11 protein-coding genes are annotated in these 14,087 nt (G+C 59.4%); 4 read left to right on the top strand and 7 right to left on the bottom strand.

What is annotated here, in order from left to right; translation table 11 throughout:
* Window positions 1–27: 27 nt before the first annotated feature.
* Window positions 28–1,044, top strand: a complete 1,017-nt coding sequence (locus tag WCA10_RS02775) for a TIGR03435 family protein (protein ID WP_472820961.1) — start codon at window positions 28–30, stop codon at window positions 1,042–1,044.
* Window positions 1,045–1,117: 73 nt separating this feature from the next.
* Here the strand turns inward: WCA10_RS02775 and WCA10_RS02770 are convergent, their stop codons facing one another.
* Entirely contained in the window at window positions 1,118–2,473 is a 1,356-nt protein-coding gene (locus tag WCA10_RS02770; RefSeq protein ID WP_472820960.1) for a diguanylate cyclase domain-containing protein, read from the bottom strand.
* Between the two features lie 209 nt (window positions 2,474–2,682).
* On the opposite strand from WCA10_RS02770, the gene WCA10_RS02765 reads away from it, so the two are divergent.
* The gene (locus tag WCA10_RS02765; protein ID WP_472820959.1) at window positions 2,683–3,093 is read left to right on the top strand and encodes a hypothetical protein; all 411 of its coding nucleotides are present in this window, start codon (window positions 2,683–2,685) and stop codon (window positions 3,091–3,093) included.
* 123 nt (window positions 3,094–3,216) lie between these two features.
* Here the strand turns inward: WCA10_RS02765 and WCA10_RS02760 are convergent, their stop codons facing one another.
* The 4 genes from WCA10_RS02760 to murA all read right to left on the bottom strand — a co-directional run bounded on the left by WCA10_RS02760 (window position 3,217) and on the right by murA (window position 7,705).
* The gene (locus tag WCA10_RS02760) at window positions 3,217–3,909 is read right to left on the bottom strand and encodes an energy transducer TonB (RefSeq protein ID WP_472820958.1); all 693 of its coding nucleotides are present in this window, start codon (window positions 3,907–3,909) and stop codon (window positions 3,217–3,219) included.
* Between the two features lie 53 nt (window positions 3,910–3,962).
* Window positions 3,963–5,477: a phytoene desaturase family protein gene (locus tag WCA10_RS02755; protein WP_472820957.1), complete on the bottom strand. Its 1,515-nt coding sequence runs from the start codon at window positions 5,475–5,477 to the stop codon at window positions 3,963–3,965.
* Between the two features lie 227 nt (window positions 5,478–5,704).
* On the bottom strand, window positions 5,705–6,352 hold the full coding sequence (locus WCA10_RS02750; RefSeq protein WP_472820956.1) for a DUF4097 family beta strand repeat-containing protein: 648 nt from the start codon (window positions 6,350–6,352) through the stop codon (window positions 5,705–5,707).
* Window positions 6,353–6,427: 75 nt separating this feature from the next.
* Window positions 6,428–7,705 carry a UDP-N-acetylglucosamine 1-carboxyvinyltransferase gene (murA, locus tag WCA10_RS02745; RefSeq protein WP_472820955.1) on the bottom strand — a complete coding sequence of 426 codons (1,278 nt, stop codon included), beginning with the start codon at window positions 7,703–7,705 and terminating at the stop codon, window positions 6,428–6,430.
* 219 nt (window positions 7,706–7,924) lie between these two features.
* On the opposite strand from murA, the gene WCA10_RS02740 reads away from it, so the two are divergent.
* Window positions 7,925–9,472, top strand: a complete 1,548-nt coding sequence (locus tag WCA10_RS02740; RefSeq protein ID WP_472820954.1) for a DUF5597 domain-containing protein — start codon at window positions 7,925–7,927, stop codon at window positions 9,470–9,472.
* 90 nt (window positions 9,473–9,562) lie between these two features.
* The gene (locus WCA10_RS02735; protein WP_472820953.1) at window positions 9,563–12,970 is read left to right on the top strand and encodes a WD40/YVTN/BNR-like repeat-containing protein; all 3,408 of its coding nucleotides are present in this window, start codon (window positions 9,563–9,565) and stop codon (window positions 12,968–12,970) included.
* Window positions 12,971–13,023: 53 nt separating this feature from the next.
* Here the strand turns inward: WCA10_RS02735 and WCA10_RS02730 are convergent, their stop codons facing one another.
* Both WCA10_RS02730 and WCA10_RS02725 read right to left on the bottom strand, forming a co-directional pair.
* The gene (locus WCA10_RS02730; RefSeq protein ID WP_472820952.1) at window positions 13,024–13,431 is read right to left on the bottom strand and encodes a VOC family protein; all 408 of its coding nucleotides are present in this window, start codon (window positions 13,429–13,431) and stop codon (window positions 13,024–13,026) included.
* 60 nt (window positions 13,432–13,491) lie between these two features.
* Window positions 13,492–14,010, bottom strand: a complete 519-nt coding sequence (locus WCA10_RS02725) for a hypothetical protein (protein WP_472820951.1) — start codon at window positions 14,008–14,010, stop codon at window positions 13,492–13,494.
* Window positions 14,011–14,087 lie beyond the last annotated feature (77 nt).

Raw genomic sequence — 14,087 nt, 5'->3', positions numbered from 1 at the left:
ACATAGGGGTTCTCGCGAGGCAGAGAGATGACGGACAGGCTGAATAAGAAACGCCGCTTCCTGGCCACGATCTGGGTTCTTGTTCTGGTGTCAGGCGTTTTCGATTGCCTTGGATTTTCAGTTCGTGCGCAAAGCACCAAGCAGGATTGGGAGAAAGCGGCAGGCGGCAAACAGCAATTTGAAGTAGCGAGCGTGCGGGAGAACAAGAGTGGCGGCCCTTCGTACAGTAATTTCTCGCTGGACAATGGGAATGCGTATTTCATCATCAAGAAGAATGACAAGCTTGATCTGAACGGCACCCTTTTTTCAGCGAAGAACCAGACACTGATGCGTTACATCATCTTTGCCTACAAGTTGAGTGGAACGCAGGAACTTGCGCTCCGGTTCGACTACTTTGAGGGCCTCCAATTGCACGTGCCACAGTGGGTGAAAGATGATCGCTACGACATCGAGGCGAGGGCTCCGGAGCCTGCGACCAAGGACCAGTTGCGGCTGATGATGCAGAGTCTGCTGGCCGAACGCTTCAAGCTGAAGGTGCACAACGAGACGCGGGAGGCTCCAGTGTTTGCGCTCGTTCTAGAGAAGCCAGGGAAACTGGGACCGCAACTCGAGCAACATAAGGCGGATGACGACTGCAATGCTACGGCGTTTCCTGAGGGCTCCGGTAAAGGCGCAGCCCCGGCGCAATCCCTCTCGGCGCTTCCGATCCCCTGTGGCCAGATCGCGCATTTGTTGCCTGGCTCTCCAGGCGCAAATCGTTTTGGAGGTCGCAACGTGACGCTCGCATTGCTGGGCACCTCGATGCCGACGCAGACGGGCCTCCTGACGCTGCCGCGACCGGTGCTCGACGAGACGGGACTGAAGGGTGGATTCGACTTCTGGCTGGAGTGGACGCCGGAAGACTTGAGCGAAGTGGATAACGGCGAGACGGGCGGCACGTTTCGCGAAGCGCTGAAGAATCAGTTGGGGCTGAAGCTGGAACGAGCAAAAGGATCGGTACAGGTACTCGTGATCGATCATGTGGAGCGGCAGACGGCGAACTAAAAACGGACTTTGAGAGAAAGCACGTGAGGCCGTGCGGATGCGGGGGCCGATCCATCGGCCAATGGCTGTTTTCCTATCTGAACTTCGGTACGCTGGCGATCATTTTGAAGCCTTCGTTTTCTTTGCCGCGAAACTCGGGCAGGGGCTCGGACTTGACGGGGAGGCGGTCGGCACTGGTCTCTCGCGATACATTCTTGTCGTCGTACATGCGGAGATCGGCGGCAATGCAGAGAGCTTCAATATCGGCTGCATCATCGGGATATACGGCGACGCCGATGCTGGCGCCGACCTTGAGTGTGTGATCGCCGACCTGCAGGGGCTCATCGAGCATCTCCATCAGTGACTTTGCGACCCAGTTAGCGTTGGAGCGGTTAGTGGGCTCTTCGAGGATGAGAGAGAACTCATCGCCACCGGTGCGGGCCACGGTATCGGAGCGGCGCACGCGGCCCTGAAAGATCGAGCTGACTTTCTTGAGCAGCAGATCGCCGGCATGATGACCGAGCGTATCGTTCACCTGCTTGAAGTGGTTCAAGTCGATGACCAGCAGGGCGGCCTTGGATTCCATGCGACGGGCGCGCTCAAGCGAGATCGCGAGGCGGTCAAGAAAGAGGCGGCGGTTGGGCAGGCCGGTGAGTTCGTCGTGCAGGGCGAGGTACTTGTTGTGTTCGATCTGGTCTTCGAGGAGGAGCAGGATCATGCCGACGGCGACGACGTATTTGGGGAGGTTCCAGACCTCGCTTTCAATTTGCGCGTTGGGCACAAGAAATCCGGCAAGCGGCGCCAGGACGAAGACCATCGCCCAACCAAGAAATCCGACAATCGTGATCAACGAGCCGGCACTCACGCGATCGCGATAGCTGTACCAGACGTGCACGCAACAACCGAAATAAACCGTGAACAGGACGGCATTGGATGCAATGTAGAGTCCGTCTCCCGGGCGGTTCTGGACGGCGAGGAGGAAGACGGCGAGCACGCAGTAGAGACCGACGAGCAACCAGCGCAAAAGGTGGGTAAAGTCGCGCCGCGCGGTGAGCGCGATGGTCAGAGGCGCTGCTCCAAAAAAGATTGCCGCCGTATCGAGCGCCCACGGCCAGGGGTGATCGAGTTCCAGCAGCACGACGTAGACCGCATTGGAGGTGAGCACCGAGATCAACATCCATTCGCTGGAGCGCTCAGTGCGGTAGGGAACGGAGGCCCACATGAAAAGCACGCCGGCAGAGATCAGCGAGATCAAGCCGATGTCGGTTGCGATCATCCCCCAGACGCGGGGAGCGGAAGAGAAGATGAAGGCGGCGAAGTGGACAGCAATGAGGACCCAGCCGGTGAGCCAATGCCGCGAGGCCGTGGTTTGGCCACGCCGCGCCACCGACGCAAATGCGCACGTGAGCGCAGCCACCGCTGCAAGGTCGGGGAGTTTAGTCCAATCCACCCGGGGTCCTCAGTTCACAGTCCGTTCTGCACCAATTTTAGATGCGGTCTTGTATTGAGAATGAGCCGGATCACGCTTTTGTTGTATGGGTCCACCAGTGGATATGAAACTTGCGTAATCTTGCGCTCAGGCGCAAACCATTAACACTGTGGATTACCTGGGGGAAATTGAGTGTTTGCTTCAGTTTCTCCTCAACTATGCTCAAAACGATGGCTACCAGCCTATACATCGTTGTAGAAGGTGAAGACCCCGGCTTTGACATCTTTGTCAACGGGCACGCTTTGGCCCGGAATGAAGATGCCCTGGAACGGCTGGCGGAGTCGCTGAACGTTGCGCCTCTGCTGCAGTTCTTCTCCGCGGACGAGAACTCGATGTGCCTGCTGCTGGACCAGGGCGCAGGCGACCCGGAGTGGGCGCGCAACCTGCCGGAACCACAGTGGTTCAACCCTGCGGATGGACTTCTGAGCGTACGAGCGCTGATTCGCTTTCTTGCGGATACGCCGGTGGCGTTTGGATCGGAGACGCTGCCGATATTGGGCGAACTGCGCGAGTACGAGCGGGTGCTGGAGAAGACGGCGCAATACAAGCTGCGCTGGCACCTGGCGGTTAGCTGGCGATAGGGCGAGGCGCCGGGTTCCGATTGGACAAAACGCGCAATTGAGTAGTCAATGTCCAGTTTGTTCGCGGCTCGGGAATGAATGCATGAAAAGGTTCTTTGTGTCGCAAAAAGAGCTAATTCGTCACTATCGAAAAGCGGCCTCGGCAATCATTAGAAACGGCACTGGTACTTCCTCAAGAGTTGCCGGTTTGAATCTCCATTTGCTCACCGCTGCAAGCGCGTTGTCGTCCATCCCTTTTCCAGCACGAACAAGGAGTCTCGCGTGCGTTGGCGAACCGTCTTCGTCGATTAGGACCTGAATCACCACATACCCGGCGTAATGATCCCGGCGTGCCTCGTCTGAAAGTTCCACAGGCGGTGTGTAAATCGGCACCGGGTTCGTCAACGTTTTCAGACCTGCAGGCTTTTTCCAAGGTGGCGAGCCTCCGCCCACTGGCACAGCAGGATGGCCGTCAATGAATGGCACCCACATCATGAATCGCGTGGGCACAGGTTTTCCCTTTAAAGTGCCCGGCTCAAATTGTGACTGTAGAACTGCCGTGATCGCCACATCATCAAAAGGGCTTGCAACTCTATTTGCCACGGCGACCGTTTTCGGTACGCCGTCCGCTCCGGCTTCGACAAGTAGACCGCACACGCGCTTCGATCCTTTCAACCGCGGATCATCGGATGCGATCGCCGGGACGGGATGGACTAGAGTCGCCGTCCATACGCCGTTCCACCCCGCGTAGACCCCATTCTCGTCTGGCTGCGGCTTTCCAACCTGGCCCACACCAACCGCGCCAAACGCAAAAAAGGCCGAGAGCAATAGTGCCATTCTCATTCTTGTCGTCATGTTTACTTGATCCTCTGAGTGCATCGGTTCCGGCTTTAGACGGCGGCCGGTTCGGGTTCGGGATGAAGGACAAACGGCACATGATCCTCCCTGCAAACGGCCTTGATAGCGGGCTTCGCGGTCATGGGGCCGGAGGGCAGTCCTCCGCCGGGCATTACCCACTGGCCAACCATCAGGAAGCGATGCAGTCCGGGGAGGGTATTGGGCAGCATTTTGAAGCCGGCGCCGGGTTCGACGAGCCATCCCTCCTGTGAGCCTTTCCAATTGCCCGTGTAGCGGATAACAGATGCGGGAGTGGATACGTCGACCACCTCGATCGCCTCGCGGAGGCCTGGCAAGCGCTTCTCGAGCACATCGATGACAGAATCGGCGACGCGCTGCTTTTCGAGGCGATAGCGCGCGGAATCGCGCTGGCGCAGATCTGTCCAGTAGCGATGATTGCGGGTGGGCAGGATGCAGGTAACTGCGGTCTTGCCTGGCGGCGCGAAGGTTGGATCGAAGTTGAAGAAGCGAAATCCGATTTGGCCCAGTTCAGTTTCAGGGTCCACTTGGATGGGCTGTTGGAGGAGGCGCGTCAGCATTGGCGGCTGATCGCTGAGGTCCATCGCCACGCCGAGCGAGACCTGGAGATAAGACGCAAAGGTATTGCGCTTCTGATAGGTCTCGAGGATGTCTGCGTCGATATATCTGGCGGAGAGCATGTCGAAGATAGTGGCATGACCATCGGCTGCGGAGATCACCCAATCGGCCTTGATGGCTTCACCATCAGCCAGCACGACGCCGACGGCGGTATCGTGCTCGACAAGGATCCGCTCGACGCGCGCTTTGTAACGTATCGAGCCACCGAGGCTGCCGATCTTTTCCTCGATCAGGCGGATCATGGCCTGGGAACCGCCGATGCAGTAGCCGGCATTGTTTTCGTTCATCCAGCCGAGAGAGATAACCATGGCAGTGGCGGAGAGCTTGCCGACATCGCCGACAGAGAAGAAGCGCTGCAGGAGGGGATCGGCGAAGCGGGCGCCATATTCTTCGCCGCTCATCTTTCCCAATTTCCGCAGCAGGGGAAGAATCGGCACATCCTGGAGGAGGTGCAGCCAGTTTTCTCCGAGACCGGCAGCGGGATCGAGCATTTTGAATTTACCGAGGCTACGCACGGAATTGATGAAGTCGTGAATGGCGGTCGCGTCGAACCATGCGCGACGCATGAGCTCTGCTTCAAGCATGTCCGCATTTGTGTAGATTCGAAGCTGGTCGCCATCTTCAGTTTCAATGCGCACAAACTCGTGGGGATTGACGAAATGGAGCCGGTCGATATCGAAGACCTCTTGCCATTGCTCGTGAAATTCACCATGAGGGTTGGAGCCGATGAGCCAGTGAAGGCAAGTTTCGAAGGTGTACGGACCCCGGCGCCAGCTCATGGCGAGACCGCCGGCCATGTCGTGCATTTCGAGCACCAGGACCTGGTAGCCGCAACGGAGCGCGTACACGGCTGCGCAAAGCCCGGCGATGCCACCGCCGACGATGACGATTTTATGGCCATTGGGTTTCATGACGAGGTCTCCCTTCGCGGCGCTCGGGTCTGGGTCGAGCAATGCTGCGTTGACGGAGTGTGCAACCCGTGAGAGCTGCAATCGAGAGGAATCCGATGTGCTTGAACAGGGGAGCGGCACACGAATCGGCCCTCTTCGCGAACAGGCCCGTGATTCAGGGCGAGGATAGCGCCGGGGCGATGGGGAGGCGGTGACCCGAGTCACAGGTCGGGGTGAGGAGAAGTGGGTCAGTCGGGCTGGCGGGTTCCGTCGGAGCGGTTCTTGCTGCCTTCCAGGTCAATTTGGCCGGTCATGATGTGTGCGTGCAGCCGATATTCGCCTTCCGTTGATTTCTTTGTGATGCTGCGGAAAAAGCCGCCTTTGTCAGCGTTGTACATGGGCGCTCTGACTTCGCCGATCATCACCGATGCATTGACATTGCGGTAGTTCCATTCGTGGAATGACGAAATCGTTATCTGACCGGCGTAGATGTCGATGTCCTTATCGCCCTTGATTTCCTCGACCTTTACTTCTCCTGCGGGCATGCGCACGCTGAGGTTCGTCTTCCACGGCACTTCGATGCGGATCTGAATACCATCGCCGTGCCTTAGATGGTTACCCTCGATCGAGAGCCTGCCGCCATCGGAGCTTGGAGAGAATCGAAGAAGGATATGGCGAGGAGCGTCCTCGTTGTCGCCGCTGTGACAGGTGACGTGGATTGCTTCCTGGTCCGTTCCAACGATTTCGAGACCCGCGGGGCGTGAGTCGATGGTGAGCACGGCGCTCGAACGCAGTGGGGCAGTGAGCGTCTGATCGCACGAGACTTTCGTTTCCGCGAGCCCGGCAAGATTGCAGGCAAACAAGGCCGCGCCTGCGACGGCACAGACAAATCTCATGATGTACCCTACGGTGATTTCGCAACAATAGTTCCCGAAACGGCAGCTTGCCGCGCAAATGGTGGAATTGGAGACTCAGCTGAAGACATTGCCCATGCGGCGGATCTGGGCGCCTACGCTTTCGAGTTTCTGTTCGATGCGTTCGTAGCCGCGGTCCATGTGGTAGACACGATCGAGGATGGATTCGCCGTCGGCGACGAGGGCGGCGAGGACCAGCGACGCGGAAGCGCGCAGGTCGGAACACATGACAGCGGCGGCGGAAAGTGGCGCGGGGCCGCGAACCGTGGCGGTGCGTCCGTCGACCTTGATGTTTGCGCCCATGCGCACGAGTTCCTGGACGTGCATGAAGCGGTTTTCGAAGATGTTTTCAGTGACCATGCTAACGCCCTCGGCCTGGGTGGCGAGGGCCATGTACTGGGCCTGCATGTCGGTGGGGAAGCCTGGATACTCTTCGGTGGAGATGTCGGCGGCGCGGAGCTTGCCATCGCTGCGGACACGGACAGAGGTGGCGCTTGGGACGTCGATGGTGGCGCCGGCTTCCTGAAGCTTGGCGATGACGGCGCCCAGGTGGTCGGGGTTGCAATTCGCGACGGTGAGGTCGCCCGCAGTGATTGCACCGGCGATAAGGAAGGTGCCGGCTTCGATGCGGTCAGGATTGATGCGGTAATGCGCGCCCGTGAGGCTGGTGACGCCCTGCACGCGGATGGTGGAGGTTCCAGCGCCTTCGATCTTTGCGCCCATGGCACTGAGCAAGTCGGAAAGATCGCAAACCGCTGGCTCTCGCGCGCAGTTTTCCATCAGCGTTTCGCCTTCGGCGAGAACGGCGGCCATGAGGAGATCTTCAGTCCCGGTGACGGTGATTTTGTCGAAGACGATGTGGGCGCCTTTGAGTTTGGCGGCGCGAGCTTCGAGGTAGCCGTGTTCCTGAAGGATTTCGGCGCCCATTTTCTCGAGGCCCTTGATGTGGAGATCGATAGGCCGGCCGCCGATGGCGCAACCGCCGGGCATGGCCACGCGCGCCATTCCTGCGCGGGCGACGAGCGGGCCGAGAACCAGAGAACTGGCCCGCATGGTTTTGACGATTTCGTATTTTGCCTCTGGGCTCGAAAGGGTGCGGAAGTTGATGCGCGTGCTGTGGTCGGTTGTCCCAGTGCCCAGCTCGACTTCCGCGCCCATGGCGACGAGAAGTTTGCGCTCGGTCTCGATGTCGCGGACCTGGGGAATGTTTTCGAGCGTGACTTCTTCTTCAGTGAGGATGGCAGCGGCCATGCAGGGGAGTGCGGAGTTCTTTGCACCCGAGATGCGTACTGTTCCAACCAGCGGATTTCCGCCGCGAATGACGAACTTGTCCATGAAGTTGTGTGTGGCTCCGTGCTGTTCCCAGTGTAATTCTGTGGCGTGATGATGCAGTTGGCGAGGGATATACTTGGCGTGTTTTAACGTTCAACTTTTGAGGGCGTGGAGATGACAGGTACAAGCGCGTGGATGAAAGCGAGAAGATCGGCTTTTATTGTGATGCTTTTGGAAACGTTTGCAGGGAGTCTGCTGATTTGGGCGCAGGAATCCCGTCCTATGGCGGCACCGGCCAGGCCGATTCCAACGATCGTGGAGAAAGATGGACACTACGCATTGATGGTGGACGGTGAACCGTATCTGATGCTGGGTGTGCAGGCGAATAATTCGAGCGCGTGGCCGGCGTATCTCGACAAGGTATGGCCAGCGGCGGAGACATTGCACGCGAATACGGTGGAACTTCCGATTTATTGGGAGCAACTGGAGCCGGTGCAGGGGAAGTTCGACTTCAGTGTTGTCGATTTGATTTTGAAGCAGGCGCGGGAACATCATCTGCGCCTGGTGCTGTTGTGGTTTGGGACGTGGAAGAACGGCAGTTCGCATTACACGCCGGAGTGGATCAAGCAGAACCAGGAGAAGTATCCGTTTCTGAAAAATGAAAAGGGAGAGACGGTAGATTCGCCCTCGCCGTTTTCGGCGGCGTTTCTCGAAGCGGACAAGACTGCATTTCGCGCGATGATGCGGCATTTGAAAGATGCCGATGCGCAGCGGACGGTTTTGCTGGTGCAGGTGGAGAACGAAGCGGGCGTGTGGGGCGGCGTACGCGATTACGGGGCGGCGGCACAGAAGGCGTTTGCCGGGCCGGTTCCGGTGGCGCTGGTCAAGGGGCTGGGCAAGCAACCGGGGACATGGAAGGAAGCCTTCGGCGAGGATGCCGATGAGACCTTCGAGGCATGGTATACGGCGACATATATCGAGCAGGTGGCGGCGGCGGGGAAGGCTGAGTATCGGCTGCCCTTGTATGTGAATGCCGCGCTGCGAGACCCGATGAATCCGGGCAGGGCGCCAAGTTATGAATCAGGCGCGCCGACGGATAACAACATCGGCTTGTGGAAGATTGCCGCGCCGTTGATTGATGCAATCGCGCCGGACATTTACATGTCGGAGTATGCGAAGTACATGAAGGTAATTGGATTCTATGGGCAGAACAATCCACTGCTGATTCCGGAGACGGGCAATTCTCCAGCGTATCCGCGGTACGTGTATGTGGCGATCGGGGAGGGAGCGATCGGGTGGGCGCCCTTTGGGCTGGACCTGACGCGTTACAGCAATGAACCGGCGGGGCCGCAGGCGATGGAAGCGAGCGCGTTGAAGCCGGTCGCGGAACAGTACGCCCTGCTGGCGCCTATCGCGCGTCGGATTGCAAAGGCGAACCTGGAAGGAAAGGTTGTGGGGGTGAGTGAAAATCCCGACCTCCATACGAACGAGATTCCGCTTGGCCGGTGGGACGTGGTGGTGAAGTACGGCATGCCGTCGTTCGGGAACTGGATGCAGCCGAAGGGAAACACTCCCGCGGATGGCGGAGCGGTGGTAATCGAGCTTGGGCAGGATGAGTACCTGGTGGCGGGTCATCATGTGCGCGTGGATTTCAAGCCGACGTTTGCGCCGGGGAAGAAGCGGCTGTTCCTGAAGGTGGAAGAGGGCAGCTTCGACGCGGGAGGGAACTGGAAGATGGCGCGGATCTGGAACGGGGATCAGACGGATTATGGATTGAATTTGAAGGCGGACGAGAATGTGTTGCTGCGTGTGCGGCTGACGACGTTCTGATGAAGAGCGCGCGGAGATGATTTGCCCTTTGAGACGGGGCTCTCCGGGGCGCAGGCCGCGTGATAAACTGCGAGGCTTACGAGGTCGAAAATGTGTCACTTAGGATTGAAAGATTTTTGCCCACTCCCATGGGCGCGCGCGGGACTTTGCCTGGTTCTCGGTTTTCCGGCTTTGATCGCATCCTCACAATCGACTGCCGTACCGTTTGCCGGCGTCGCTGGGCCGCAGAAGGCGAACGACGAAGGCCGCACTGAGTTGCCGATGGTGGTGCGCAAAAGCGTGAGCTTCAGGGAGATTGGACCGGCTATCTCCGGCGGACGCGTGACTGCGGTTGCAGGCGTCGCGGGGAACAGCGAAGTATTTTATGTGGGCGCGGCCGATGGCGGGATGTTTCGCACCGATAACGGCGGCACAACGTGGAAGGCGCTGTTTCAGTATGAGAGTGTTGCGTCGATTGGTGCGCTTGCTGTCGATCCCTTGAATCCGCAAATCGTGTGGGCGGGAACGGGCGAGGCCAACGTGCGGAACGATGTATCGTTTGGCGACGGGATTTACAAATCGACGGACGGCGGGTCGCACTGGAAGCGGATAGGGCTGGAGCACAGCTTTCAGATATCGAAAATCGCTGTCGATCCTCACCATGCGGGGACTGTGGTGGTGGCTACGATGGGCAGCCCTTATGCCGACGATGAGGACCGTGGAGTTTTTCGCACCACGGACGGCGGCGCGACGTGGCAGAAGGTGCTGTACGTGGGCCCGAGTGTGGGCATCTCTGACCTGGCCATGAATCCGGAGAACCCGCAGGTGCTGTTTGCGGCTGCCTATCGTTTTCGGCGGACGCCCTGGAGCTACTCCGATGGCGGGCCGGAGGATGCGATCTATCGATCGATTGACGGGGGCTCGACGTGGCAGCGGCTTGGCGGTCATGGGCTGCCGGCTAAGCCGGTGGCACGCACCGGACTCGCCATTGCACCGAGCCAGCCCGATCGAGTGTATGCGGTGATGGGTTCGACGGAAGGCGTGCTGTGGCGCAGCGATGACTCCGGCGATCACTGGAGCCTGGTGAGCAAGAACGAGGAGGTAGATTCGCGACCATTTTATTTTTCGCACATTTCGGTGGATGCGAAGAATCCGGATCACGTAATCGCGCTGTCGAACCTCCTGATGGAATCGAAAGATGGCGGGCACAATTTCAATTCGATTGCGAAGCAGATCCATGGGGATCATCACGCCATCTGGATAGACCCGGCGGGCAGCGGGCGGATGATCGAAGGCAACGACGGGGGCATTGTGATCTCGCGCGATAATGCCGCGCACTGGGAATTCGTGCACAACGTCGCGATCGGGCAGCTCTATCACGTGAGCGCGAGCGGTGATGCGTGGACCCGGATCTGTGGCGGCCTGCAGGACAACAGTGCATGGTGCGGGCCCGGCCTCAACAAGGACCCGAGTGGCATTCTCGATCGGCATTGGTCCGCGCTCAACGGAGGAGACGGAATTTTTGCGATTCCGGCGCCGGACGATCCAAACCTGGTATACAACAGCACGCAGAACCAGGTGCTGATGACCTTCGATCGCGCGGCTCAGCAGGTGCACGACATGGAGCCATATCCGCGCGACTTTAATGGCGGGGGAGTGGCAGATCTGAAATATCGCTTCAATTGGAACGCGGCATTTGCAGTTTCGCCGCAGGATCCGAAGGTCTTGTATGCAGGCGGCAACGTCGTGTTCAAGAGCGAGGACCGTGGACACACGTGGAAGCCGATCAGCCCGGATTTGACGCGCAATGAGAAGGAGAAGCAGCAGTCATCGGGTGGTCCGATTGTCAAGGACAACTCCGGTGCGGAGGTATACGACACGCTTCTGGTGATTGCGCCATCAGCGAAGGATGGCAAGGTGATCTGGGCGGGGACAGATGACGGCGAAGCGCAGGTGACGCGGGATGGCGGCGGGACCTGGACAAATGTAACGGAGCACATTGCAGGGCTTCCGCAATGGGGACGCATTGAATCGATCGACTTGTCGCCGGACGATGCCGGCACGGCGCTGATCGCTGTAGACCGGCACTTTAGCGGAGACTTCAAGCCATATCTGTTTCGCACCACCGATTACGGAGCGACGTGGCAATCGATCATTGGCGATCTGCCGCAGATCTATGCGCACGTGGTGCGGCGCGACCTGCACAATCCGCGCATGTATTATGCGGGTCTCGAGAATGGTCTGTACGTGAGTTGGGATGCGGGGGAACACTGGTTTTTGCTGGGACTCGGCTTGCCGGATGCCGCGGTTTACGATGCGGCGCTGAATGGCGCGAACAACAGCCTGGTGGTGGCAACGCATGGACGTTCGGTTTGGATACTCGACGACCTTGCTCCATTCCAGGAGTACAAGCCGCAGAACTTTGCGCTCTTTCCACCGGAGAAGGCACTTCGCTTCTGGCCCTCGTCGCAGGTGGAGGCGCTGGGGGAAGGGGCTTTCTACGGGAAGAATCCACCGTACGGCGCGCAATTGAGCTACTATCTCGCGCGGGAATCGAAGGAGCCGGGCGAACTGGTGATCAAGGACGCGGCAGGGCACGTTGTGCGGACGATGAAGGGAACGCATACGCTTGATCCGGATGAAGCGCCGCCCGAGGATGAAGACCTGCCGCCCGCGGCGCAAGCCCAGCCGCCGTCGACTTCGCACGCGAGTCGTCCTGAACAGCAGGAGGCAAAAGCTTCGACGGCGCCGGCCTCATCGCAGACGCAGCGGCAACTGACGGCGGAAAAGCCGGGCGAAGAAGAGGCTTCATCGGAAAAGCCGAAGGAAGTGCCGTGGGTTCCCGCGAAGGCGGGGTTGCAGCGAATGACGTGGGATTTGCGCGCAGATGGGCCGGTGCGCTGGGAGGGCGGCAAGGACTTCAACAAGGGGCCGCGGTCGGGCGCACTGGTTCCTCCAGGAGAGTACACCGTGACGATGACGGTGGCGGGGCAGAGCGGTTCGCAGAAGCTTGCGGTGATGCAGGATCCCACATCGCATGCTGACCTGGCGGGGATGAAGGAGCGGTATCAAGCGAGTGAGTCCGTGCTGCATGAGCTTTCACAGGTTGATCGAGCGCTGAACCGCATTGACGCGATGAATGCGCAGCTGGTGGCATTGGGCGAGGCTACCAAAGGCATGCCGGATGAGGAGAAAGTGAAGGCGGAGATCGACGCCTTTGCAAAGAAGATGAAGGCGGCGCAGGGCGTGCTGACCAGCAATGCGGGCGCCGGCGAATCAACGCTGCGCACGCCCGACCAGATCCACGAGAAGTTGTCAGGGCTGGATGGTCTGTTGGAAGGCGACGATACGGCTCCGACGGCAGCCGTAATGGACGACAAGAAGCAGGTGGAGACGGAGTACGAGGCGGCGATCCGCAAATTCAACCAGTTTCTCGCCGATGACGCGAAAGCCTTCAACAGCGCAATGGCGGCACGGAAGCTTACCGGCATTGTGACGGGAGAAGCGCTGGAGCCATAGGTACCACGCAGACAGCGATCAGAGAGTGACGGGGCCGAGGAGACGGTTGTTCGTTAGAGGGCGACCGAGATTCCGCCCCAGCTTTCCGGGTCGATGTCGGCGAGCGTCTGCGTAAAATCCCAGTGGTGGCCGTGGAAGTCCCGCGCGTTATATTGACGCTCGCCGTACATGTGATCGGTGGGCTCGGTGAGAATGACGGCGCCGGCCTGGCGGGCGCGCTCGCAGTGTGCCCGTGCGTCTTCTATGCGGACCTGGATGATGTGCGAGCGATTGGGCTCGATATCGCCCTCGGCAATGGTGAAGCAGCCTTCGCCGGCACGCATCTGGATGCGATGGTTGGCGATGCGCAGACGCACCGAGAACCCAAACGCCTTGGTCAGCCAGTCTGCCGCGACCGAGGGGTCAGGATAGATGAGGACGGGAATGACGGTGCAGGGCGGGACGGAGCGGTTGGTCAGCATGCACTCAATGTAGAGCAGTCCTGGAGTTGGCGTAAAGTCTTCAGCCGAAGTTCGACGGGATCAGCGCGAGGCGATGAGCTGCTTGTCGAGAATGGCGACGATGCGGTAGGTTTCCGCAGCGGTTTTACCCTCGGCGCCGACGGGCCACTTGAGCTTTGCGGTCTTGCCATTTAACTCAGCCTCAACTTGCGGAACGAGAGGCATCTGGCAGATGCGGCGGCTGATGTAGTTGCCCTTGGGCGAATACTTGTTGACGCAGTTGACGAGCGCGACCCTTCCATCGGGCAGCAGCAGCGAAAGCGTGGTGCCGACGAGGTTATAGGCAACCTGGTTCTGCGAGGCGATTGCTCCATTGGCGCGCGTGGGCGCGGAGCAGGCCTCGGAAAGCGGTTCGAGGGAGCAGTCGGTGCCGCCTTCGTCGGGGGTGCTGGTGTATCCGGGGATCACGGCGAAATAGTTTGAGTCGCTGGTCTGGCGGTAGAGCACGGTTGCGTCCAGTTTTTGCGCACAGACCGACTGCACGCTTGTCGCCGCCAAAAGAAACGCCATCCCGAAACCCATCCAGTGGGCCTTGCTCATCTTCAGGACCTCTATCCAAGTGTTTCTCAGAGTGTATGGGCCGAGCGAGTCGAATGGCGGCGCGACTGCACGGTTTG

Origin of the sequence: Occallatibacter sp. (assembly GCF_049582745.1) — a bacterium.
Lineage (GTDB): Bacteria > Acidobacteriota > Terriglobia > Terriglobales > Acidobacteriaceae > Telmatobacter.
This window is presented reverse-complemented; position numbering and strand designations above follow the sequence as displayed.